This is a genomic window from Actinosynnema sp. NPDC049800 (assembly GCF_040656635.1).
Lineage (GTDB): Bacteria > Actinomycetota > Actinomycetes > Mycobacteriales > Pseudonocardiaceae > Actinosynnema.
In genome coordinates this window covers 118,544-142,919 of record NZ_JBFAMT010000012.1, presented here as the reverse complement: position 1 = coordinate 142,919, position 24,376 = coordinate 118,544, and the positions used below count along the sequence as shown (strand labels likewise).

The following is a 24,376-nucleotide window of genomic DNA, read 5'->3' as shown; positions in this document are numbered from 1 at the left end:
GGATGCCGATCGAAACGCACGTGCAGGGGGAACCGGCGAGCCTGCGGGCCGGCGCGGAGTGGTTGCGGGGCATGGCGCGGGCAGTCGAGGCCGCGGCGACGGAGGCACGCGGTGTCGTCACGCGATCCGAGTCGGAGTGGACCGGTGCGGCCGCGGACGACTTCCGCGCCCGGATGGGCCGGACCGTGCCGACGGTGGACGAGTTGTCGGACACCTTCGCCGGATCGGCGGAGGCGATGGATGCGCACGCAGACGACCTCGACACCGTCCGCTCGCGGATGGGACAGGCGTTGGAGGTGGCGAGGGCGGCGAACCTGGCGGTCGTCGGCACGGCCATCCTCGAACCCGTCGCACCGCCACCGGGACCGCTCAAGGCGCCGGAGGACCGGTGCCCCACCGCGGAGGAGTCGGCGAGCATCCGGGCGTTCGCCACCTACGAGGCGCAGTGCAAGGCGTACGTCGAGTGCGCGTGCACGGTCGCGGAGGCCCGTGCCCTGGAATCCGACGCCAACGCGACGTTGTTGCAGGTGCTGCGGGACAAGGTCACCGACTGGACCACGTTGGCCGACGTCGCCGTGGGCGCGTACGCCGCCGTGCTGGCCAAGAAGCTGTTCACGATGAGGCAGTCGGTCATCAGGCTCACGGGCCGGGCCGACTGGCACAGGACGCACGCCGCCGGTGTGCTCGCCGATCCGCACGCCGCGCCGTTCCTGCGGACGAACGCGGCGCTCGCCAAGGTGGACGCCGACCTGGCCCAGGCGACGGCCGAGCGCGATTTCGCCGGCAAGTGGGGCGGCGACGGCGCGCGGCGGACCTCGGTGCTGCTGAAACTGGCGCGCAACGGCCGGTTCGCCGCCGCCGAGACCTTCGGTTACCTGGAGAACCGGCTGCCGTTCCTGCGGGGCGCGCCGCCCATCGTGAAGGCCCTGCCCATCGCGGGCCTCGTCGTGTCGACGGGGCTGACCGCGTACGAGATCTGGCAGGACCCGAGCGCCGAGAACGTGACCAAGGTGGTGCTGTCCAACGGGGCCGGGCTGGCGGCGGGCGCCGCGGTCGCGCTCGTCATCGCGCCGGGTGCGCCGGTGATCGTGCCGATCGCCATCGGCGCTGTCGCGGCGTTCGGCGCGAGTACCGCGGTCGAGTGGGCGACGCCGCACCTCCTCGACGCGGGCGGTTACCTGCTGGACAAGGGAGGTGACGTCCTCGACGCCGGGTGGGAAGCCGCCAAGGACTTCGGCGGCGGGCTCAAGGACTTCGGCGGAAAGGTGACCAGCCTGCTCGACTAGTGCAAGTATCTGCAAGGACTTGCAGCCGTCTGGGCCTTGTCCGGCCGTGATTGTCGTGGTTTCGTGCACCCCGTCCCGGCGCTCCGCCGGGGCGGGGTTGCAAGAATTTGCGACAAGGAGGTCGCGATGCGTCGGGCCGTCGCCGCGCTCATCGCCCTGGCCGTTGTGCCGTTCGTGCCACCACCCACCGGCGCCGCGCCCGAAGTGGGGCAGAGGCTCGCGGTCGGCGCCGTCACCGACCTCGCGCCCGGCGCCCGGGACGGTGACCGGGCGTTGGCCAAGGACGCGCTCCGGGCCGACCTGACCGGCGAGCGGTTCTACTTCGTGATGCCCGACCGGTTCGCCAACGGCGACCCGCGCAACGACCGCGGCGGCACGGCCGAGACCGACCGCCTCAAGAGCGGCTACGACCCCGCTGACAAGGGCTTCTACCACGGCGGCGACCTCAAGGGCCTGCGCGACAAGATCGACTACCTGGACGACCTGGGCGTCACCGCGATCTGGATGACGCCCATGTTCGCCAACCGGTGGGTGCAGGGCTCCGGCGACGACGTCTCGGCCGGCTACCACGGCTACTGGACCACCGACTTCACCAGGCTCGACCCGCACTTCGGCACGACCAACGACATGCGGCGGCTCATCCAGGACGCGCACCGCCGCGGCATCAAGGTGTTCTTCGACATCGTCGCCAACCACACGGCCGACCTGATCGACTACGCCGAGGGCGAGTACGACTACGTCAGCACCGGCGCGCAGCCGTACCTGGACGAGCAGGGCAACCCGGTCGACATCGCGGAGATCGCGGGCCAGGAGGACTTCCCGAAGCTCACCGCGCCGTACACGCCGGTGGTCAAGGGCGAGAAGACCCCGGCCTGGCTCAACGACCCGCAGCTCTACCACAACCGCGGCGACTCGACGTTCAGCGGCGAGTCCAACGAGTACGGCGACTTCTTCGGCCTCGACGACCTGATGACCGAGCACCCGACGGTCGTCAAGGGCATGAAGCGGATCTTCACCAGCTGGATCGACACGCTGGGCATCGACGGCTACCGGGTCGACACGGTCAAGCACGTCAACATGGAGTTCTGGCAGGCCCTCGCGCCGCACGTGAAGCAGTACGCGGCGATGCGCGGCAAGAAGGACTTCTTCGTCTTCGGCGAGGTGTTCGACGCCAACCCGGCCCTCACCTCCCGCTACACGACCACCGGCCGGATGCAGGCCACGCTGGACTTCCCGTTCCAGAGCGGCGCGGCCAGGTTCCTGTCCGGCCAGGGCGCGGCCCGGCTCGGCGAGGTGCTCGTCGAGGACGACCGCTACACCGACGCGGACTCCAACGCCTCCTCGCTGCCGACGTTCCTCGGCAACCACGACATGGGCCGCATCGCGTGGATGGTCCGGGACGGCCGTCCGGGCATCTCCGAGGCCGAGCTGCTGGACCGGCTCGAACTCGGCAACGCCCTGATGTACCTGTGGCGCGGCAACCCGGTCGTCTACTACGGCGACGAGCAGGGCTTCGCGGGCACGGGCGGCGACAAGCTGGCCCGTCAGGACATGTTCGCCTCGAAGACGCCCGAGTACGCCACCGAGGACCTGGTCGGCAGCGACCGCACCGGCGCGGTGGACAACTTCCGCACCGACCACCCGCTGTACCGGCAGCTGCGCGACCTGGCGGACTTCGTCGACCGCGACCCGGTGTGGCGTAAGGGCAACCAGGAGCTCCGGCTCGTCCAGGGCGACGTGCTCGCGTTCAGCCGCACGGGCCGCACCCAGCAGGTCGAGCACCTGGTCGTGGCCAACGCCGGCACCGCGCCCGCGACCGTCGAGGTGCCCGCGTCGGGCCGGGGCTACCGCCCGATCTGGCCCGCCGCCGGCTCGCAGGTCAACGCCGAGGGCGGCAAGGTCACCGTGACCGTGCCCGCGTTGTCCGCCCTGGTGCTCAAGTCCACCGGCAAGATCCCGTCCGCCGCGCCGACGCCCGCGTTGGCCGTGCCGGCGACCGGCACCGTGCTGGACGACCGGGTCGAGCTGCGCGCCGACGGCGTCACCTCGCCGTACGCGCAGGCCACGTTCGCCGCACGGGTCGAGGGCGAGCGCGACTGGCAGCTGCTCGGCACCGACGACGCCGCGCCGTACCGGGTGTTCGCCGACCTGGCGGCGCTGCCGGGCGCGGCCGTGGGCAAGGACGTCGAGCTGCGCGTGGTCGCCAAGGACGCCAAGGGCGCGTTGGGCGCGGACGGCGCGAAGGTCGGCCTGGTGGCCGCGCCCGCGGTCGAGCCGCCGACCGCCGTGACGTCCGACTGGCTGGTGGTGCACTACAACCGCCCGGCCGGCGACTACGACGGGTGGGGCCTGCACGCGTGGGGCGACGTCGAGAACGCGCCGACGTGGGACGCGCCGCTGCCGTTCGCGGGCGAGACGCCCTACGGCCGGTTCGCGTGGGTCAAGCTCAAGCCCGGCGCGCGGTCGGTCGGCGTCATCGCCCACCGCGGCGACGAGAAGGACACCGACGGCGACCGGTTCATCGACCCGAGCGCGACCCCGCAGGTGTGGCTCGAGCAGGGCCAGGCCGCGGTGCACGCCAGCGAGGTCGCCGCGACCGGCCAAGCCGTCATCACGCACACCGGTGACGCGGCGGGGCTCGTGGTGCGCGCGGGCGGGGTCGACTACCCGTTCAGCGGGGGAGTGGCGACCGTGCCGGCGACCGCGCCCGTCGACTTCTCCGTGGTCCGCGGCGGCACGGTCGAGGCGACCGGTCGCACGGCGGGACGTGCGTGGGTGAACGGCGACAAGGTCCACGCGAGCCTGGCGGCCGCCCAGAACCGGGCGGTGATCCACTACAACCGGCCTGACGGCGACTACACCGACTGGACGCTCTACCACTGGACGGGATCGCTGGAGCCGAGCCCGGGCTGGAACCAGTCCCGCGTGCCGGACGGGACCGACGGGTTCGGCGTGTACTGGTCCGTCGCGCTGGAACCGGGCGCGGCCGGGCTGAACAACATCATCCACCGCGGTGACGCCAAGGACCCGGGGCCGGACCAGTTCCTCGACGTCACGGGCACCGGGTACGAGGTCTGGTACGTCTCCGGCTCCACCAAGGCGGACGGGTCCATCTCCTACGTGCTGCCGCCGTCCGGTGGCGAGGGCGTGGACGACGACCTGACCAAGGCCAAGGCGATCTGGGTGTCGAAGGACCTGGTCGTGTGGGACGTGCCCGTGGTGCCGTCGGACGGCTACCGGCTGGAGCACGACGGCAAGGTGCTGCGGCTGGAGCCGTCGTCGGACGCCGTGCCCGCGAAGTTCCCGCACCTGCGGGGCAAGCCGGTGTTCCGGGTGCGCGACGGCGAGCGGCTGGACGAGGCGTTGCGCGGCAAGCTGTCCGCCGTGCACGTCGACTCGAACGGCGGCCTGCGGCACCGCACGGGCGTGCAGATCGCCGGCGTGCTGGACGACCGGTTCGCCGCCGCCGCGTCCGCGCTGACCTACGGGCCGACGTTCGACGGCGACCGCGTGACCGCGCGGTTGTGGGCGCCCACGGCGTCCTCGGTGAAGCTCCGGGTCTCCGACCAGCCCGGTAGCCCGGTGACGACGGTGGACCTGGCGCGGGACGACGCGTCCGGCTCGTGGTCGGCGTCCGGCGCGTGGCGGGACAAGTTCTACCTGTTCGAGGTGACCGTCGCCGGGCGCACGGTGACCGTGACCGACCCGTACTCGGTGGCGTTGGCGGTGAACTCGACGCACTCGCAGTTCGCCGACCTCGGCGACGCGCGCACCATGCCCGCCGACTGGGCCGGGCACGTGGCCCGCGGCCTGGACGGCGACCCGACCGAGCACGGCATCACCGAGCTGCACGTGCGGGACTTCTCGATCGGCGACACGTCCGTCCCGGAGTCCGACCGCGGCACGTACAAGGCGTTCACGCACTCGTCGTCGGTCGGCATGGCGCACCTGCGCGAGCTGGCGGCGGCGGGGCTGGACACCGTGCACCTGCTGCCGACGTTCGACATCGCCACCATCCCGGAGAAGCGCTCGGACCAGCAGCGGCCGGCGTGCGACCTGGCGTCGTTGCCCGCGGACTCGCCGCAGCAGCAGGCGTGCCTGGCCGGTGTCGCTGCGAAGGACGGCTTCAACTGGGGCTACGACCCGTACCACTACGACGTGCCCGAGGGCTCTTACGCCACGGACGACGCGCAGACCGGGTGGGCGCGCTCCAAGCAGTACCGCGAGATGGTGAAGTCGTTGCACGACAACGGGAACCGCGTGGTGGTGGACGTGGTCTACAACCACACGGCCGCCGCCGGTGACGCGCCGACGTCCGTGCTGGACAAGGTGGTGCCGGGGTACTACCAGCGGCTCGACCTCGACGGCGCCGTGGCCAATTCGACGTGCTGCGCCAACACCGCGACCGAGAACGCCATGATGGGCAAGCTCGTCGTGGACTCGGTCGTGCGCTGGGCCCGGCTGTACAAGGTGGACGGGTTCCGGTTCGACCTGATGGGGCACCACCCGAAGGCGAACGTCCTGGCCGTGCGGGCGGCGCTGGACGAGTTGACCGTCGAGCGCGACGGCGTGGACGGGCGCAAGATCCGGATCTACGGCGAGGGCTGGGACTTCGGCGAGGTCGCCGGCAACGCCCGGTTCGAGCAGGCCACGCAGGCGAACCTGGCAGGGACGGGCATCGGCACGTTCAGCGACCGGCTGCGCGACGCGGTGCGCGGCGGCGGGCCGTTCGACGCCGACCCGCGCGTGCAGGGGCTGGCGTCCGGGCTCGCGGGCGACCCGAACGGTTCCCCGGCCAACGGCGACGTGACCGCGCGGCTGGCCAACTACACCGACCTGGTGAAGCTGGGCATGGCGGGCAACATGGCGTCCTACCGGTTCCAGTCCACTGGTGGTGGGGTGGTCTCGGGGCGTGATGTGACGTACAACGGCTCACCCGCCGGGTACACGGGCGCGCCGGCCGACGTGATCACGTACGTGGACGCGCACGACAACGAGTCGTTGTTCGACTCGCAGGCGTTCAAGCTGCCCGCGGGCACGTCCATGGCCGACCGCGTGCGGATGCAGAAGGTGGCCCTCGCCCCGGTCCTGCTGGGCCAAGGCCAACCGTTCATGCACGCCGGCGCGGAGTTCCTGCGCTCCAAGTCGTTGGACCGCAACAGCTACGACTCCGGCGACTGGTTCAACCGCTACGACCCGTCGTTGCGGGACAACGGCTTCGGCCGCGGCCTCCCACCGGCCGCGGACAACGAGGACAAGTGGCCCTACGCCGCCCCGCTCCTGGCCGACACCGCGCTGAAGCCGTCTTCGGATGACATGCGTGCGGCGGTGGACAACACCCTGGAACTCCTCCGCATCCGCAAGTCTTCGCCGCTGTTCACCTTGAACGACGCGGCACTCGTGCAGCAGAAGCTGTCGTTCCCGACCGCCGAGCCGGGCATCGTCGCGGCGCTCTTGGACGACACGGCGGGCCCGGACACCGACCCGTCCCTGAACGGCCTCCTGGTGATCATCAACCCCTACCCGACCACCAAGTCCCTCTCCGTGCCGGGCGACTGGCAGAACCACCCCCTGGCCACCGACAAGGCCACCATCGCCAACGGTTCGATCACCGTGCCCGCGCGCTCGGTGACCATCCTGACCCGCTAGTCCGGCGAGGTGCTCGGCGCGCGGGCCCCGTGCGCCGAGCACCTCACCGCCGAACCGTCACCGGTGGCTGCGCCGATCGGTGAACCGGGAAGCGTGGATGCCGTCGTAGAGGCGCATCCACGGCGCGATCTCGTCCGCGCCGCAATCGGGCACGCACCACCCGCGGTACTTGCCGGAGGGGCAGTAGCAGCCCCGCGGGTAAGCCTTGACCAGCGTCCGCTCGGGCATCGCGGCGCGCGACCGGTGGACGACGGGTCCCTGCGCGCCTACGACCGCATCGACCGTGCCGAGATCGAGCAGATCAAGAACCACGTGTTCGAGGCCCTGCACCCGTTGGAAGGCGTCGACGGCGGCACGGTGATGGCTCGCCTCGACCCCAACCCCGACATGGCGGAGGCGTGGCTGAGGTTGCGATCAGGGCGGGCGCAACCATCGGACATCGCCCTGCTCGAACACGAGCTCGCCGAGGCGCGATACTGGCAGCAGAACCCGAACGCCTCGTACAAGGACGCTCACGCGGCGGCCAACGAAGTGTCGCGGTGGGAGACCCGGATCCCACCCGCGTCCGATGAGGACTACAGCAGGCCTTGGAGGTGATCGCGTTGGCGATGCTCGTGTACCTGGACAAGGAAAGCGAAACCGAAGCCGAGGCGCGCTACCGGTTCCACACCGACGGCGGCGCGGACCGCTACCTCGTGCTGGACAAGCGGTCGGAGGTGATCTCGCCCGACGACGGCAACCGCGATGGCGTGTTCCGCGCCGCGGCCACCAAGCTGGCCAGGACCTGGCTCAGCACCGGGTCGGCGCCGGACCGGCTGATCCACCAGAGCTGACAGCCCGACGGTCGTGGTGCGACACCGCGAGCAGCCGCAGCAGCACGAACAGCACGGCGGCTCCGGTGAGGGCGGTGCCCAGGCGGGGCTTGTCGGTGGCCACGACCGGCACTATCGCAGCTCCGGCTACCCTTGACCGAGTTGCACAATCCCGCACGAAGGAGTACCGACCGCCGTGAGCGAGCGCACCCTGGTCCTGGTCAAGCCCGACGGCGTCAGCCGCGGCCTGGTCGGCGAGGTCATCTCCCGCATCGAGCGCAAGGGCCTGCACCTGGCCGCGCTGGAACTGCGCACCGTGGACCGCGCGACCGCCGAGCAGCACTACGCCGAGCACGACGGCAAGCCGTTCTTCGCCGACCTGGTCGAGTTCATCACCGGCGGCCCGCTGGTCGCCATGGTGGTGGAGGGCACGCGGGCGATCGCGGCGTTCCGCCAGCTGGCCGGCGGCACCGACCCGGTCGAGAAGGCCACCCCCGGCACGATCCGCGGCGACTTCGGCCTGGAGGTCCAGTTCAACCTGGTCCACGGCTCGGACTCGCCGGAGTCGGCCGAGCGCGAGATCAAGCTCTGGTTCCCGAACCTCTGAGCTGACCCGTGCCGACGGCCCGGACGCCCCAGCGGTGTCCGGGCCGTCGGTGTGTCGGGACTAACCGCCGACCGCGGCACGCACCGGTGACGAGCCGAGACCACCCGCGGCCGAGCCGTGCAGCACGACGCCCTCGCGGTGGCCCAGCGGCAAGTACATGCGCACGTCGTCGAACCGGAAGTCCCCCACCGCGATCACGTTCGGCAGGCGGCCCCACTCGCGGAAGCCCAGGCTCTCGTACAGCTGGATCGCGCCGTGGTTGTTCCCGCGCACGCCGAGCGTCAGCATCTCCAACCCCGCCGCACGCGCGTGCTCGACGACCGCGCCGAGGAGCCGCGCGCCCAGCCCGAGCCCACGTGCCGCCGGGTGCGCGGTGACCCGCCGCACCTCGGCCATGTGCTCGAACACCTCGCTCTCGGACCGCCGCCACGTCGCCGTGCCGCGCAGCACGCCGTCCACCCGCGCCACGACGAGCGCACCGTCGGAAGGCGACGCGAGCACGCTGTCCAGCCACGCGTCGGTCTCCGCGCGCCCCGGCGGTTCGCGCCAGCCGATGGCGCCACCGGCGGCCACCACGGCGTGCAGCACCTCGTGCACCTCGGACCGAAGTCGTTCGTCGGCCGCCACCGGCCAACTCAGCTCGATGTCCACGGCGCCACCCTAAAACGGTTCCGAGAATGTCGGACCCCGCCGCTAACGTGACGAACGTGACCCCCACCCTCGTCCACGCCAACGGCCTGACCAAGCACTTCGGCTCCTTCGAAGCCGTCCGGGGCATCGACGTCGAGGTGAGCAAGGGCGAGGCGTTCGGCTTCCTCGGCCCCAACGGCGCGGGCAAGTCCTCGACCATGCGGATGGTGTCGTGCGTGTCACCCCGCACCGGTGGCGACCTGCGGGTGCTGGGCCTGGACCCGGACACCGACGGCCCGAGGATCCGCGCCCGCATCGGCGTCGTGCCGCAGCAGGACAACCTCGACACCGAGCTCACCGTCCGGCAGAACCTCCAGGTCTACGGCCGCTACTTCGGCCTGTCCCGGGCCGCGGTGCGCGAGCGCGCCGTCGAGCTGATGGACTTCGCCCAGCTCACCGACCGCGCCGACGCCGAGGTGGAGCCGCTGTCGGGCGGCATGAAGCGGCGGCTCACCATCGCCCGCTCCCTGGTCAACGACCCCGACCTGCTGCTGCTCGACGAGCCGACCACGGGCCTGGACCCGCAGGCGCGCCACCTGCTGTGGGACCGGCTGTTCCGGCTCAAGCAGTCCGGCGTCACGCTGATCATCACCACGCACTACATGGACGAGGCCGAGCAGCTGTGCGACCGGCTGGTGGTGATGGACGGCGGTCGGATCGCGGCCGAGGGCTCGCCGTCCGAGCTGATCCGCCGCTACTCGACCAAGGAGGTGCTCGAGCTGCGCTTCCCGCCGGGTGAGCAGAGCGCCGACGAGGTGCGTGACCTGGCCGAACGGGTCGAGGTGCTGCCCGACCGGGTCCTGCTCTACACCCCCGACGGCGACGCGGCGCTGGCCGCGGTCCACGCGCGGGGCGTGCGGCCGGTGTCCAGCCTGGTGCGCCGCAGCACGTTGGAGGACGTGTTCCTGCGCCTGACCGGCCGGACGTTGGTGGACTGAGATGAGCGCGCACGTCGTCGGCTCGTGGCGCGCCGCGCTGATCGCGGTGGAGCACCACTGGACCTGGTACCGCCGCAACTGGCGGGCCACGGTGATCTCGAACTTCTTGCAACCCGTGCTGTTCCTGCTGGCCATGGGCATCGGTTTCGGCTCGCAGGTGCGGGAGGGCGCGGCCACCGGCGGCTACCCGTACCTGGTGTTCCTCGCGCCCGCCCTGCTGGTCGTCACCGCCGTGCAGAACGCCATGTTCGAGTCCACCTGGGTGGTCTTCTCGGCGTTCAAGTGGCAGCGCACGTACCTGGCGACGGTGTCCACCCCGGTCACGCCCGCGCAGGTGCTCAACGGCCAGCTGCTGTGGATCGCGCTGCGCCTGGCGGCGGGCACCGCCGTGTTCCTGGGCATCGCCGTGGCCCTGGGCGCGATCATCAGCCCGTCGGCGGTGCTGGCCGTGCCGTTCGCCACGCTGGCGGGCATGGCGTTCAGCGCGCCCGTGGTCGCCTACTCCGCCACCAGGGAGAAACCGGACTCGTTCAACGCGATCTTCCGCTTCCTGCTGCTGCCGATGACCCTGTTCACCGGCGCGTTCTTCCCACTGGCCCAACTGCCCGGCTGGGTGCACCCGCTGGCCTGGCTCACCCCGGTCTGGCACGGCATCGAGCTGGCCCGCGGCGCGACGTTCGGCACCCTGCGCCTGCTGCCCGCCCTGGGCCACGTCGCCTACCTGTCGGCCCTGCTCGCGCTCGGCGTCGTCCTGGGCCGCCGCTACTTCCACCGGAGGCTGGCCGTATGACCAACGAGACCTCCACGACCGACCTGGTCGAGCCCAGCCGGCCGGTCACGCCGCGCACCGGCGCGGGCCTGCTGCTGCGGGTCGTGCCGCCCGGCCTGTACGCGGGCCGCGCGCACGTCCTGGTCGAACGCTCGTACCTGGTCAGCAGGCGTGGCTGGATGTCGGTGATCTCCGGCTTCTTCGAGCCGCTGTTCTTCCTGTTCTCCCTCGGCTACGGCCTGGGCCAGCTGGTCACCACGGTCGACGGCCCCGGCGGGCCGATGCCGTACGCCGTGTTCGTCGCGCCCGCCCTGCTGGCCGCCTCGGCGATGAACGGCGCGGTGTTCGAGGCGACGTTCAACCTGTTCTTCAAGTTCAAGTACGCCAAGACCTACGACGCCGTGCTGGCCACCCCGCTCGGCCCGGTCGACATCGCCCTCGGCGAGGCGGCCTGGTGCCTCATCCGCGGCGGCCTGTACTCGGCCGGCTTCATCGTGGTCATGCTCGGGTTCGGGCTCATCGGCTCGCCGTGGGCGCTGCTGGCGCTGCCCGCGTGCCTGCTGGTCGCGCTGGCGTTCGCGGCGGTCGGCATGGCGGCGGCGACCTACCTGCGCTCGTGGCAGGACTTCGACCTCGTGCAGCTGGCCGTGATGCCGCTGTTCCTGTTCTCGACCACGTTCTACCCGCTGTCGGTCTACCCGGGGTGGTTGCAGACCGTGGTCCAGTGGACACCGCTCTACCACGCGATCGAGCTGATGAGGGCGCTGACCACGGGTTATGTCGGCTGGGGCGCGTTGACGCACGTCGCGTACTTCGCGGTGATGGTGGTCGTGGGGGTGGTCGTCGCCGCACGCAGGCTCGGCAAGTTGCTGCTGACCTGACCTGGTTGAACACTGGACGAACCCCGAGTACCGGAGGTCGTCATGGACGTCATCGCACTCATCGGCCGGATCCTGTTCGTCTTCCTGTTCTTCGGCTCCGCGATGGGCCACCTCACGCAGACCGAAGCCATGGCCGGCTACGCCGCGTCCAAGGGCGTCCCGTCGGCGAAAGCCGCCACGTTCGGCAGCGGCGTGCTCATGGTCGTCGCCGGGTTGATGCTGCTCCTGGGCGTGTGGGCGGATCTCGGCGCGCTGCTGCTGGTGCTGTTCCTGCTGCCGACGGCGTTCCTCATGCACAACTTCTGGAAGGAGACCGACCCGCAGACCAAGCAGGTCGAGATGATCCAGTTCAACAAGGACGTGGCCCTCGCGGGCGGCGCGTTGATGTTCTTCGGCCTGTACGCGGGCCCGGGGTCCGAGCTGGGCCTCACCATCACCGGACCGCTGTTCTGACGCGTGCGGGCACTGCCGTTACCCTGGTCGGCGTGAGTGTCGAGTCGGTCTTCCCCGCCCTGGAACCCCTGCTGCCGAGGGTGTCCAAGCCGGTGCAGTACGTCGGCGGGGAACTCAACGCCACCGTGAAGGACTGGGACGCCGCCGCGGTGCGGTGGGCGTTGATGTACCCGGACGCCTACGAGGTGGGGCTGCCCAACCAGGGCGTCATGATCCTGTACGAGGTCCTCAACGAGCAGCCGGACGTGCTGGCCGAGCGGACCTACGCGGTGTGGCCCGACCTCGAGAAGCTGATGCGCGAGCACGGCGTGCCGCAGTTCACCGTCGACGGGCACCGGCCGGTCGGCGCGTTCGACCTGCTCGGGGTGAGCTTCGCGACCGAGCTGGGCTACACGAACCTGCTCAACGCGCTCGACCTGGCCGGCATCCCGATCCACGCCGCCGACCGCACCGAGGACCACCCCATCGTGGTGGCGGGCGGGCACGCGGCGTTCAACCCGGAGCCGATCTCGCCGTTCGTCGACGCGGCGGTGCTCGGCGACGGCGAGGAAGCCGTCCTGGAGATCACCGACATCGTCCGCGCGTGGAAGGCCGAGGGCCGTCCCGGCGGTCGGGACGAGATCCTGACCAGGCTCGCCGAGACCGGCGGCGTGTACGTGCCCCGGTTCTACGACGTCGAGTACCTGCCCGACGGCCGCATCCAGCGCGTGGTGCCCAACCGCGAACGCGTGCCGTACCGGGTGTTCAAGCGGACCACGATGGACCTCGACGCGTGGCCGTACCCGAAGCAGCCGCTGGTGCCGCTCGCGGAGAGCGTGCACGAGCGGATGAGCGTGGAGATCTTCCGCGGCTGCACGCGCGGCTGCCGGTTCTGCCAGGCGGGCATGATCACCCGCCCGGTGCGCGAGCGGTCGATCGAGGGCATCGGCGCGATGGTGCAGCGCGGCCTGGAGGCGACCGGGTTCGAGGAGGTCGGCCTGCTGTCGCTGTCCAGCGCGGACCACTCGGAGATCGCCGAGATCACCAAGGGCCTCGCCGACCGCTACGAGGGCACGAACACCAGCCTGTCGCTGCCGTCGACCCGGGTGGACGCGTTCAACATCGACCTGGCCAACGAGCTGTCCCGCAACGGCCGCCGCTCGGGCCTGACGTTCGCGCCCGAGGGCGGCAGCGAACGCCTCCGCCGCGTGATCAACAAGATGGTGTCGGAGGAGGACCTGATCCGCACGGTCAGCGCGGCGTTCGGCGCGGGCTGGCGGCAGGTGAAGCTGTACTTCATGTGCGGTCTGCCCACCGAGACCGACGACGACGTGGTCCAGATCGCCGAGATGGCCAAGAACGTCATCCGCGCGGGCCGCGAGGTGTCCGGCCGCAAGGACGTCCGCTGCACGATCTCCATCGGCGGGTTCGTGCCCAAGCCGCACACGCCGTTCCAGTGGGCCGCGCAGTGCGACCCGGAGACCGTGGACAACAGGCTGCGCCTGCTGCGCGAGGCGGTGAACTCCGACCGCTCGCTCGGCCGCAACATCGGCATGCGCTACCACGACGGCAAGCCGTCGCTGATCGAAGGGCTGCTCTCGCGCGGCGACCGGCGCATCGGCCTGGTGATCGAACGGGTGTGGCGCGAGGGCGGCCGGTTCGACGGCTGGTCCGAGCACTTCTCCTACGACCGCTGGGTCGCGGCGGCCGAGGCCGAGCTGCCGCCGTTGGGCGTGGACCTGGCCTGGTTCACCACGCGTGAGCGCGAGGAGCTGGAAGTCCTGCCCTGGGACCACCTGGACTCGGGCCTGGACAAGGAATGGCTCTGGGCGGACTGGCAGGACGCGCTGGACGAGCGCGAGCAGGACGACTGCCGCTGGACGCCGTGCTTCGACTGCGGCGTGTGCCCCGCGATGGGCACCGACATCGAGGTCGGGCCGACGGGGCGGACGCTGCTGCCGATCTCGCCGGTGGGCAAGGGCTCCCCGGTGCGCAACCCGGAGCTGACGGCCCGGAGCTGACGGCCTGGGGTCGACGGCTCACGGGCAGGCAGTTCACGGGCGGGCTTCGGCCGCGTCGACCCGGATCGCGCGCATCGGGCACACGCGCGCCGCCGCACGCACCTGCGGCGCCTGGTCGGCGTCCGGGTTGCGCGCGTAGCGCAGCCGCCCGTCGTCCAGCACCCGGAACACGCCCGGCGCCTGCGCCTGGCACAACGCGTAGTGCCGGCACCGCCCGTGGTCGACCGCGACCCGGACACCGGCGGGCTCGTCCCGGACCGGTGGCGGTGGCGGTGGCGGCGGATCGGCCTCGACCACACCGATCCGCACCAGCACCCGCGGCGGCAGGAACCGCAGCACGGTCAGCGTGACCGCGGGCATCAGCACGGTTATGCCACCCAGCCACACCACGGCGACGTGCCCGCTCGCCGAAGCTCCCAGCCACGCGTGCATCGCGCCGAGCCACACGCCCACGTACGCGAGCCGGTGCACGCGCAGCCAGTCGCGGTAGAACACCGTGCGCTGCAACGCGGCCGTCACCGACGCGGCCAGCATGAGCTCCAGCCCGACCACGCCGAGCGCGTGCCGCACCTCGCCGCCGCCGACGAGCGGCACGAGCAGCTGGTAGGCCGCCAGGGAGCCGTTGTCCAGCAACAGGAACGACACCGCGTGCGACACGGCCAGGACCACCGCGAACGTCGCCAGCACCTGGTGCGTGGCGCGCAACGCGGCCCGGCCGGTGATCCGGCGGACCCAGCCGGTGGCGGTGAGCACGCCCCAGCACGCGGCCAGGCACATCGCCACGTACGCCAGCCGACCGGACAGCGCGGCGACCTCCCACACCCCGACGTCGTGTCCCGAGACCGCGAGCACCACGTGCACACCCCCTGTTAATGGCGTGGTACACCCTCTGAAGAGGAACTACGAACGTCGGGTGCGACGGTTCACTGAAGGTTCAATCAAGACATGTGATCTACATCACATGATAGATCTCCGGTGACTCCGGCGGTGATCCCGAGTTGTAGTACCTTCGCGGAAGTCTCATTCGCCCCGCCGCGCGTGAACTCCGGGAGGTCGATTGCCCATGAATTCAGCGGGCAGTGTCGGAATGGGTGGCGAGCGGTCCGGTGAAGAACTCGTCACCACGCTGTACGAGCAGTTCAAAGGTGGGTTGTACGCCCACGTGCTCGGCCTGACCAACCGTGATCGGCAGTGGGCCGAGGACGTGGTCCAGGAGACGTTGATCCGTGCGTGGCAGAACGCCGAGACGCTGGTCCGCGACCCGCGGATGCTGCGCGGCTGGCTGCTCACCGTGGCCGGGAGGATCGTCATCGACGGGTGGCGCACGAGGCGGGCCAGACCCCGCGAGGTGGAGCTGACCAGCCCGGACACCGTCGAGGTGCCGGATCAGACCGAGCAGCGGCTGTCCGTCATGGTGCTCAACGACGTGATCGGCAGGCTGGGCGAGGAGCACCGCGCCGCGATCTACGAGACCTACGTGCGCGGTCGCACGGTGCGTGAGGCGGCGGTGGTGCTCGGCATACCGGAGGGCACCGTGAAGTCGCGGGTCTACACCGCGATGAAGATCCTCCGCCGGGCGTTGCGGGAGTGGCACTGAGAAAGGCCGTCACCGGTCGGCCGGAAGAAATTCGACGAGCGCGGCGCGCGCATTGTTCGCGAGGCCGGCGAATCGGCTCGCGGGAAGTCGAGCCTCGATTCTTCTCGACGTCCGGCGTCGCGTCTCTACGGAGGGCACCGAAGGAAATTCCGCGACCGCCATCGCGATCCTTCGGTACCGAAGGGACTGGACAGGCGTCCTACCGTGGTGGTCGGCGATCCACCGCCCCGGCTGCGCCGCAGCAGATCGGAGCTCTCCGGTGACGGCATCGAACCCGACCGTGCCCGGCCGGGACCGCGAACTGCGCGCCGCCCGCTCGGCGCTGCGCGGCGTGCTCGCCGGCCGGACCACGAGCCTGCTGGTCACCGGTGAGATCGGCATCGGCAAGTCGGCCCTGCTGCGCGCCATCGCCGACGACGCGCGCGACCTCGGCTTCACGGTGGCGACCGCGACCGGGGCACGGCTGGAGAGCGACCTGCGCGGCGGCGTGATCACCAGGCTGGCGCAGGGCCTGCACGACGGCCCGGCCGAGCCGCTGGACTGGTTCCACCGCGTGGTCCTGGCCGCGCTCGGCCGCGGGCCGCTGCTGCTGGCCGTGGACGACGTCGACCTGTCCGACAGCTGGTCCCTGCGCTGCCTGGCGTTCGTGCTGCGCCGGGTCGCCGACCGGCCGTTGGCGGTCCTGCTGGCCGCCACCACGGGCCAGTCGCCGGTCGGCGAGGTGACGCTGCCCGAACTGGTGGCCGCGCACCACGAGCACGTCGAGCTGACCGGCCTGGACGTGCCGGCGGTCGCCGCGCTGGTCGGTGACGCGCCTGCGGCGGCCTGCCGCGAGGTGACCAGGGGCAACCCCAAGCTGCTGCGGGCGTTGGCCGGGCAGTTGCGGCCCGGCGCCACGGCGGCCGACGTGCACGCGCTCGGCTCGGCGAAGATCGGCGCGGCGCTGCGGGTGCGGCTGGGTCGTTACGAGGGCGCGTCGGAGGTGGTGCGCGCGGCGGCCGTGCTGGGGGAGGACGCGACCGTGGGCCGGCTGGCCGCGATGGCGGACGTCGAACCCCGGCGCGCGCTGCGGCTCATCGACGGCCTGGTGCGGCTGTGCGTGTTCCGCGACGACCACGTCCTCGGCTTCGCCCACGCGTACCTGCGCAACGCCGTGCTGGCCGATCTGCCGGTCGCCACCAGGGCCGCCGACCACGCGCGCGCCGCCGTGCTGCTGAGGGACGAGGGCGCGCCCGATCGGCGGATCGCCGAACACCTGCGCGGAGCGCGCGCTGTGCCGCTCCCGTGGGGTGTGGAGATCCTGCGCCGCGCGGCACGGGAGGCGACCTACGACGACCGCCTGGACGCCGCGCAGGACTACCTGGAGCGAGCGCTGGAGGAACGCCTGTCCTCCGACGAACGGCTCGCCGTGCAGCTCGAACTCGTGCACATCACGTTCCTGGTCGACCCGGCCGCGGGTATGGACCGGCTCCGGGACGCGCTGGCGCACGCCGACGACGCCCGCTCCGCCGCCGGGCAGGCCGTCACCATGCTGCTGCGGCTGTGCAGCGGACCGGAAGCCCGGCTGGCGGTGTCCATCGGCCTGCAACTGGTGTCCCGCCTCACGTCGCAGGAGCACGACGAGTCGTGGGAGCTGCGGGTCCTCGCCTACCTGGCCAGCGCGGGCAACAACGTCGGCCTCGCGTTGCGCGCCAGCATGTTCACCGACGAGCTGGAATCGGAGGTGCCGCGCTCGCCGAGGCTGCGGCAGGTCCACTCCGCGTTGCTGTCGCTCGGGCACGCGTTGCGCGGCGAGTCGGCCGAGGACGCCGTCCGGCACGCGGCCGAGGCGTTGGCAGGCGACCGGGTCGACGTGTTCGTCCAGCCGTTCGTGTTCACCGTCAGCACGTGCTTCATGGCCGACGCGCCCGACCTGTCCGAGCGGTTCCGCCGCATGATCGGCAGCGAGGCCGAGCCGCACGACTACCACCTGCGCAAGGGCACCGTCGTGTCGATGGCGCACGGCATGGACTTCCTCGCCCGCGGCGACCTGGTGCGCGCCAAGACGTTCCTCAAGTGGCAGCTGCGGCTGTTCGACGAGCTCGGCGCGGTCGCGGTGTGCCCCATGGCGATCCTGTGCGCGGCCAGGCTGGCGGAGGTGCTGGTCGACCTCGGCCGGTTCGACGAGGCCCGGGACCTGCTGGCGCGCCACGGTTTCGCCGACGAGCTGCCCGAGCTGTTCCAGCACAACGTGACGCTGTTCGCGCGGGGCAGGCTCAAGCTCGCCACCGACGACCCGGCCGGGGCGCTCGCGGACCTGCTCGAGTGCGGCCGGAGGCTCACCGCGTCCAAAGTAGACAGTCCGGCGGTCCTGCCCTGGCGGTCCTCGGCCGTGCGGGCGCACCTGGCGCTGGGACGACGTGAGGCCGCCGCCCGGCTGGCCGCCGAGGACCTCGCCCGCGCCAAGCGCTGGGGCACGCCCCGGGCCATGGGCGCCGCGCTGGTCTCGGTCGGGCTCACCACCGACGACGAAGCCGCCACCCGGGCGTTGCTCAAGGCGGTGGACTACCTGACCGGATCGGTCGCCCGGCTGCTGCACGCCGAGGCGTTGCTCGAACTGGGCGCCCGACTGCGCCGCCGCGGCCAGGCCGAACGCGCCATCCCGCACCTGCGGCTGGCCGTCGAGCTCAGCGCCCGGTGCGAGTCCAAGCCGCTGATCCGCCGTGCCGCGGCGGAGCTGCGCGCGTGCGAGCCGGCCACCGCGCACGGCACCGCGCACGGGCTGACGAAGCAGGAGACCCGCGTCGCCGGCATGGCCGCGCAGGGCCTGACCAACCGGCAGATCGCCGAAGCCCTGTTCCTCACCCGCCGGACGGTCGAGCTGCACCTGTCCGGCGCCTACCGCAAGCTCGGCATCGCCGGTCGCGCGGACCTGGCCGGCGCGTTGCGCCGCCACCAGGACCAGTACTCCGCCTGACCTACTCCCGCACGGCGGCGAGCGCGTCGACCATGCCGTGGCCGTAGAAGCCGTTGTACTCCGAGTGGCCCGTGCAGAACGCGTCCTGCACGCCCGTGCCGTTGAGGTCGTAGTCCGGCGGGCACGGCACCGTCTCCGCCTGCGCGTTGAGCATCTTCGACAGGTCCAGCGGGGTGGCGCCGGGGTGCGAGGACGCGAGCAGCGCCGCCACCCCGGACACGTGCGGCGCGGCCATCGACGTGCCGCATGAGTAGTCGTACCCGGCGGCCGGCACGGTCGACAGCACGCACCCGCCCTGCCCGTCGTCCGGCGCCTGCCTGCGGTCGCCGCCGGGCGCGGTCACGTCCACCGCGCCGAGCCCGTAGGAGCTGTACCCGGCCTTCACCTTGTCCGCGCCCACCGACGACACCGCCACCACGTTGCGCAGCTGCGCCGGCAGCACCAGGCACGTGTTGTCCACCGGCCGCGGCTTGACGTCCTCCGGCGCGGCGTTGGTCGGGCTCAGGACGTCCCGGCCCGGCTTGGTCAGGTCGGCCGCCGCGTTGCCCGCCGCCGCCACCGTCAGCACGCCGCGGCCGGACGCGTGGTCCACCGCCCGCCGCACCGCCTCGTAGACCACGGACTGGCCCTGCTCGTCCTGGCAGGTGAACACCCACGGGTCGATGAAGTAGCTGTTGTTGGTGATGGTCATGCCCCGTTCGGCGGCCCACATGAACCCGCACACCGCGTACTCGGGGTAGATGAACCCGGCGTCGTCCACGACCTTCACCGACGCGATCCGCACGCCCGGCGCCACCCCCGTCGTGCCGAGGCCGTCGTCGGCCGCCGCGACCGTGCCCGCGACGTGCGTGCCGTGCCCGGACGTCGTCGGCGCCCACGCGGCGGGTGACGGGTCCGCCACGCCGGTCGTGCAGCCAGCGGACAGCGCCGGGTCCAGCGCGCCGACCAGGTCGGGGTGCGTCGGGTCGATGCCCGAGTCGAGCACGCCCACCACCACGTCCCGGCTGCCCGTGCTCACCGCGTGCGCCTCGGCCGCCCGGATCAGGTCCATGTCCCACTGCTCGGCCGTGCGGTCCGCCGTGCCGCCCGCGGCGCGTGCTCCGGCCGTCTCGTCGTCCTTCTTCTTCTGCCTGGCGGGTGCGCCGTTGCGCTTCGACAGGCCGTCGGCCTGCGCGCTGTACGCCCGGTCGGGGCCGATGTGCCGCCCGAACCGGGGGTCCGGCGAGACGGCCACGGCCACCGCGATCTGCGGGTAGTAGTGGGCGGTCGTGCCGCACGCGGCGGTGATCTGGGCGTCGGCCAGCGGCGCGCTGGTGCCGGGGGCGAACACGACCAGGTAGCGCAGCGTCGGACCGGGCTGGACGCAGTCGACCGCGGCGGCCCGCGTCTCGGGCTCGGCCGCGGCCGCGGTCACCGAGAAGCAGCCGGACGCGAGCAGCGCCGCGCTGACCGCGACCGCTTGGGCGCGGCGGTGCAGAGGCACGGGGGACCTCCAGGCTGGACCGGTGACGGGGGAGCCGTCGAGCCGACGTCAGGGCGAACCGTCGATCGGAGTGCTGGTGCCGGACCGTAGCCAGACCGGGCGGAGCAGACAAGCGCAACGGTGCCGAACAGGTCCAAGGTACCGTCCTCGTGGAGTAGGAGCGTGGACCGTCGGGGTGCTCACCCCGTCGCGGGCCACCCGGCACCCAAGGGGAGTAGCACTGAGCCGCCAGCAGCAGCCCAACCCGTCGGCCGCACCTGTGCAGAAGCTCCGACTGCGCTACGCCAAACGCGGTCGGCTGCGGTTCACGTCACACCGTGACATCGCGCGCACGTTCGAGCGCGCGCTGCGTCGGGCAGGCGTCCCCATGGCCTATTCCCAGGGCTTCAGCCCTCACCCGAAGGTGTCATGGGTCGGCGCGGCGCCCACGGGCGTGGCGAGCGAGGCCGAGTACGTCGAGGTGTCCGTCGTCGACCAAGTCGACCCGGAGGCGCTGCGGACCGCCTTGGACGCCGTGCTCCCGCCCGGGTTGGACGTGCTGGAGGTCGTCCAGTCCGCCGGCGGCACGCTGCCCGAGCGGATCGAGGCCAGCGCGTGGCGGGTCGAGCTGCCCGGCGTGTCGCCCGAAGAGCTGACCGAAGCCGTGACCGCGCTGATGGGCTCGGCATCCGTCGAGGTCGAGCGGCTGACCAAGGACGGGAAGAAGATCGTGGACGTGCGGCCGGCGATCGTGTCGGCCGAGGTCGAGGCGCATTCGAGCGACGCCGGACACGATGCACGAGATTTGTCACAGCCGTGTGGGATACTCATGACGGTCGTACGGCAGACAACCCCTACCGTGAGGCCCGACGACGTGCTGAGTGCGCTCCGAGTCGTCGCCGACCTGGTTCCGCCGGTCCCCGCGAAGGCGACCCGGATGGCGCAGGGGCGGCTGGACGATGAAGGCGGCCTGGTCGACCCGCTTGCCCTGGACAGGGCGGCGGAGGTCTGACCGGGCGGTGTCGGAGCGGCGCTGACGGCGTCGTCGAAAGTGTTATAGGACCTGCTGTGCCGCGTGCCCCACGGGTGCGCGCCACAGCGCGAGGCAAGGATTCCCGCCGCCAGCCGCGGCGGTGAGTGGACAAGAGAGGCCCCTGCGCGGCCGCGTCGGTTGGGACGCGCCCGGGGGCGGAGGAGCTGCATTGTCGAACACGGAAAAGCCTGCCGGCGCCGCCGGCGGGGGTAACGCCACACCCGGACACCCGGATCTGGCGGACCTGCCCGCCAAGCTGCGGGTGCACGCGCTGGCCAAGCTGCTCGGCGCGAGCAGCAAGGACGTGGTGGCCGCCCTCGCCGACCTCGGTGAGACGGTGAAGGGCGCGCAGTCCAGCGTGAGCCGCGATCTCGCGCTCAAGGTCGCCGAGAGCCTCCTGAACTGGGACGACATCGTCACCGGGGAGGTGGACGAGCAGACCGAGGAACCGGTGCGGGTGGCCCGCGAGGTCGCGCCGCTGGTGCCGCTGTTCGCGCCGCCGTCCGCGGTGTTCCTGCCGCCGACCCCGGTGGTCAAGGAAGCCCCGGTCAGTCGGGACGAGGACCTCGACGAGACCGACGAAGACACCGACGAGCACGCAGCCGCCGACGACGCCGGCGACGAGGGCGAAGGCCGCCGCCGCCGCCGTCGTGGCCGCCGTGGCCGCGGTCGCGGCAAGGGCGTCGGCGACGAGAACGGCGACGACGAGAACGGCGAGGAGCAGGCCGAGGCGGTCGAAGCCGAGGCCGAGACCGCCGACGAGGCGTCGGCCGAGGACGAGGGCCCCGGCAGCCGCCGCCGTCGGCGTCGCCGTCGCCGCAAGACCGGCGCCGACGAAGAGGCCGCGCCGAGCGAGGACGACCCGCCGAACACGGTCGTCCACGTCCGCGAGCCCAGCCGCGACGCCCGTGACGACAAGGCCGACTCCGAGGCCGCGCAGAACGAGGTGCGCAGCGTCCGCGGGTCGACCCGGCTCGAGGCCAAGCGCCAGCGCCGCCGTGACGGCCGCGAGGCCGGTCGCCGCCGTGCCCCCGTGCTGTCCGAGGCCGAGTTCCTGGCCCGCCGCGAGGCCGTGGAGCGCACGATGGTGGTGCGCGAGCGCGGCGACCGCACGCAGATCGGCGTGCTGGAGGACGGCGTCCTGGTCGAGCACTTCGTGACCTCGTCGGGCACCGGCTCGCTGGTCGGCAACGTCTACCTCGGCCGGGTGCAGAACGTGCTGCCCTCGATGGAGGCGGCGTTCATCGACATCGGCCGCGGCCGCAACGCGGTGCTGTACGCGGGCGAGGTCGACTGGGACGCGGCCGGCCTCGAGGGCAAGGCCCGCAAGATCGAGCAGGCCCTCTCGACCGGCGACAGCGTGCTGGTGCAGGTCACCAAGGACCCGGTCGGCCACAAGGGCGCCCGGCTGACCACCCAGATCAGCCTGCCCGGCCGCTTCCTGGTGTACGTGCCCGGCGGTGGCGCGACCGGCATCAGCCGCAAGCTGCCCGACAACGAGCGCAAGCGCCTCAAGGACATCCTCAAGCGCGTCGTCCCCGAGGACGCGGGCGTCATCATCCGCACCGCCTCGGAGGGCATCGCCGAGGAGGAGTTGGCCCGCGACGTCACCCGCCTGCAGGCGCAGTGGCAGGTCATCAAGGACAAGGCCGACACGCCCAAGGCCCAGGCCCCGCAGCTGCTGTACGAAGAGCCGGACCTGCTGGTGAAGGTCGTGCGCGACCTGTTCACCGAGGACTTCGCCGCGCTCGTCGTCCAGGGCTCGGACGCGTGGGAGACCATCGACGGCTACGTGCGGCACGTCGCGCCCGACCTCCAGGAACGGCTGCGCAAGCACGTGGGCACCAGCGACGCGTTCACCGAGTACCGCATCGACGAGCAGCTGCTCAAGGCGCTGGACCGCAAGGTCTGGCTGCCCTCGGGCGGCTACCTGGTCATCGACCGCACCGAGGCGATGACGGTCATCGACGTCAACACCGGCAAGTTCACCGGATCGGGTGGAAACCTCGAGGAGACGGTGACCCGGAACAACCTGGAGGCGGCCGAGGAGATCGTCCGCCAGCTCAGGTTGCGCGACATCGGCGGCATCATCGTGATCGACTTCATCGACATGGTGCTGGAGTCGAACCGCGACCTGGTGCTGCGCCGGCTGACCGAGTGCCTCGGCCGTGACCGCACCCGCCACCAGGTGGCGGAGGTGACGTCGCTGGGCCTGGTGCAGATGACGCGCAAGCGGGTCGGCACCGGCCTGCTGGAGGCGTTCTCGACGACCTGCGAGCACTGCCGCGGGCGCGGCCTGGTCGTGACGACCGAGTCGATGCACGCGCACGGCAACGGCGGCGGTGGCCAGCAGCAACAGCAGCAGCAGCCGTCGCAGCAGCAGGGCGGTGGCCGCAAGTCGCGCCGCGCCAAGCACGCGGAGACCCCGGAGCCCGTGGCCGAGCAGACCGTGGAGCCGACCGAGGAGCCCGAGGCGATCGCGGAGCAGCCGGCGTCGGTCGAGCCCGTGTCCGCCGTGGTGGAGGAGGAGGCCGCGCCGGAAACCCCGAAGCGCGACCGCCGCCAACGCCGCCGGGCCCGCCGCGAGGCCGGTGCGGTCGTCAAGCACGGCGACGAGTTCGCCGCCACGCCGACGAGCCCTGCCGCGGGCGCGGACACGGCGGTCGCGGAGCCGGTCTCCGAGCCCGCCCAGGCGGCCCCGCCCGCCGAGCCCGCCCCGGTGGAGCCCCCGGTCGAGGCGGTGGCCGAGGTGCCCGTCGAGGAGCCGGTCGCCGAGCCCGCCGCGGCGGTCGCCGAGGCCGCTGCCGAGCCCGAGCCGGAGCTGGACGTCGAGACGCCGTCGGCGCCGGTCGCCGCGGTCGAGACCCCGTCGGCGCCGGTCGAGGCGCCCGTCAAGACGGGGCGGACCCGCCGGCGGGTGACCAAGCCCGCCATGGTGCCCGAGCCCGTCACCCCGCCCGTCGCGGTGGCGCCGGTGGAGGTCCCGCCGGTCACCCGGCCGAGCGACTCGACTCCGGCCCCGGTCGCCGAGCAGGCGGTCAACGGCCACGTCGAGCCGAACGCGCCCGCGGTGACCACGCGTCGCCGCACGGCCCGCCGTGCCGCCTCCCGGCCCGCCGGGCCGCCGCTGGACGGGGTCAAGGAGAGCTGACCCGACGCCTCGCCGGAACCGCTGCGCAGCCCGTCTGAGCAGCGGTTCCGGCGTTTCCAGGTCGGTACGCCCACCCCGGTTTGACCACGCCG

18 protein-coding genes are annotated in these 24,376 nt (G+C 72.1%); 14 read left to right on the top strand and 4 right to left on the bottom strand.

The window, feature by feature from the left end; translation table 11 throughout:
- The first annotated feature begins 2 nt into the window (after positions 1-2).
- Both AB0I91_RS17375 and pulA read left to right on the top strand, forming a co-directional pair.
- A complete protein-coding gene (locus AB0I91_RS17375; RefSeq protein ID WP_499637468.1) occupies positions 3-1,286 on the top strand; it encodes a WXG100 family type VII secretion target in 1,284 nt (427 codons plus the stop codon).
- A gap of 126 nt (positions 1,287-1,412) precedes the next feature.
- Positions 1,413-6,935 carry a pullulanase-type alpha-1,6-glucosidase gene (gene pulA / locus AB0I91_RS17370; protein ID WP_499637466.1) on the top strand — a complete coding sequence of 1,841 codons (5,523 nt, stop codon included), beginning with the start codon at positions 1,413-1,415 and terminating at the stop codon, positions 6,933-6,935.
- Between the two features lie 57 nt (positions 6,936-6,992).
- Here pulA and AB0I91_RS17365 read toward each other — a convergent pair whose 3' ends face one another.
- Positions 6,993-7,163, bottom strand: a complete 171-nt coding sequence (locus AB0I91_RS17365; RefSeq protein WP_499610905.1) for a hypothetical protein — start codon at positions 7,161-7,163, stop codon at positions 6,993-6,995.
- Positions 7,164-7,178: 15 nt separating this feature from the next.
- Between AB0I91_RS17365 and AB0I91_RS17360 the strand changes: the two genes are divergently transcribed.
- The 3 genes from AB0I91_RS17360 (at position 7,179) to ndk (ending at position 8,354) form a co-directional block, all read left to right on the top strand.
- A complete protein-coding gene (locus tag AB0I91_RS17360; RefSeq protein ID WP_499637464.1) occupies positions 7,179-7,532 on the top strand; it encodes a hypothetical protein in 354 nt (117 codons plus the stop codon).
- A gap of 5 nt (positions 7,533-7,537) precedes the next feature.
- A complete protein-coding gene (locus AB0I91_RS17355; protein ID WP_498778320.1) occupies positions 7,538-7,768 on the top strand; it encodes a hypothetical protein in 231 nt (76 codons plus the stop codon).
- A gap of 175 nt (positions 7,769-7,943) precedes the next feature.
- Complete coding sequence (gene ndk, locus AB0I91_RS17350) at positions 7,944-8,354, top strand: nucleoside-diphosphate kinase (RefSeq protein ID WP_366198952.1); 411 nt, start codon at positions 7,944-7,946, stop codon at positions 8,352-8,354.
- A 60-nt stretch (positions 8,355-8,414) separates the two neighbouring features.
- Here ndk and AB0I91_RS17345 read toward each other — a convergent pair whose 3' ends face one another.
- Entirely contained in the window at positions 8,415-9,005 is a 591-nt protein-coding gene (locus AB0I91_RS17345) for a GNAT family N-acetyltransferase (protein ID WP_498778321.1), read from the bottom strand.
- A 56-nt stretch (positions 9,006-9,061) separates the two neighbouring features.
- On the opposite strand from AB0I91_RS17345, the gene AB0I91_RS17340 reads away from it, so the two are divergent.
- The 5 genes from AB0I91_RS17340 to AB0I91_RS17320 are packed head-to-tail and all read left to right on the top strand — an operon-like array spanning position 9,062 to position 14,085.
- On the top strand, positions 9,062-9,982 hold the full coding sequence (locus AB0I91_RS17340; protein ID WP_499637462.1) for an ABC transporter ATP-binding protein: 921 nt from the start codon (positions 9,062-9,064) through the stop codon (positions 9,980-9,982).
- 1 nt (position 9,983) lies between these two features.
- Positions 9,984-10,772, top strand: a complete 789-nt coding sequence (locus tag AB0I91_RS17335) for an ABC transporter permease (RefSeq protein WP_499637460.1) — start codon at positions 9,984-9,986, stop codon at positions 10,770-10,772.
- The gene (locus AB0I91_RS17330; RefSeq protein WP_498778324.1) at positions 10,769-11,632 is read left to right on the top strand and encodes an ABC transporter permease; all 864 of its coding nucleotides are present in this window, start codon (positions 10,769-10,771) and stop codon (positions 11,630-11,632) included. Before AB0I91_RS17335 ends, AB0I91_RS17330 begins: the two co-directional genes overlap by 4 nt.
- Positions 11,633-11,674: 42 nt before the next feature.
- Complete coding sequence (locus tag AB0I91_RS17325) at positions 11,675-12,085, top strand: DoxX family protein (RefSeq protein ID WP_498778325.1); 411 nt, start codon at positions 11,675-11,677, stop codon at positions 12,083-12,085.
- 32 nt (positions 12,086-12,117) lie between these two features.
- On the top strand, positions 12,118-14,085 hold the full coding sequence (locus tag AB0I91_RS17320; protein WP_498778326.1) for a TIGR03960 family B12-binding radical SAM protein: 1,968 nt from the start codon (positions 12,118-12,120) through the stop codon (positions 14,083-14,085).
- 33 nt (positions 14,086-14,118) lie between these two features.
- Here the strand turns inward: AB0I91_RS17320 and AB0I91_RS17315 are convergent, their stop codons facing one another.
- Positions 14,119-14,940 carry a ferredoxin gene (locus tag AB0I91_RS17315; protein WP_499637459.1) on the bottom strand — a complete coding sequence of 274 codons (822 nt, stop codon included), beginning with the start codon at positions 14,938-14,940 and terminating at the stop codon, positions 14,119-14,121.
- Positions 14,941-15,172: 232 nt separating this feature from the next.
- Here AB0I91_RS17315 and AB0I91_RS17310 point away from each other — a divergent pair, with 232 nt between their 5' ends.
- Positions 15,173-15,682, top strand: coding sequence for a sigma-70 family RNA polymerase sigma factor (locus tag AB0I91_RS17310; RefSeq protein ID WP_498778328.1), 510 nt, complete (start codon positions 15,173-15,175; stop codon positions 15,680-15,682).
- 259 nt (positions 15,683-15,941) lie between these two features.
- Complete coding sequence (locus AB0I91_RS17305) at positions 15,942-18,638, top strand: LuxR C-terminal-related transcriptional regulator (protein WP_499637458.1); 2,697 nt, start codon at positions 15,942-15,944, stop codon at positions 18,636-18,638.
- A 1-nt stretch (position 18,639) separates the two neighbouring features.
- Here AB0I91_RS17305 and AB0I91_RS17300 read toward each other — a convergent pair whose 3' ends face one another.
- Positions 18,640-20,121: a S8 family peptidase gene (locus tag AB0I91_RS17300; protein ID WP_498778330.1), complete on the bottom strand. Its 1,482-nt coding sequence runs from the start codon at positions 20,119-20,121 to the stop codon at positions 18,640-18,642.
- A 259-nt stretch (positions 20,122-20,380) separates the two neighbouring features.
- Between AB0I91_RS17300 and AB0I91_RS17295 the strand changes: the two genes are divergently transcribed.
- Both AB0I91_RS17295 and AB0I91_RS17290 read left to right on the top strand, forming a co-directional pair.
- On the top strand, positions 20,381-21,112 hold the full coding sequence (locus AB0I91_RS17295) for a TIGR03936 family radical SAM-associated protein (protein WP_498778331.1): 732 nt from the start codon (positions 20,381-20,383) through the stop codon (positions 21,110-21,112).
- A 190-nt stretch (positions 21,113-21,302) separates the two neighbouring features.
- The gene (locus tag AB0I91_RS17290) at positions 21,303-24,284 is read left to right on the top strand and encodes a translation initiation factor IF-2 N-terminal domain-containing protein (RefSeq protein WP_499637456.1); all 2,982 of its coding nucleotides are present in this window, start codon (positions 21,303-21,305) and stop codon (positions 24,282-24,284) included.
- The last annotated feature ends 92 nt before the right edge of the window (positions 24,285-24,376 follow it).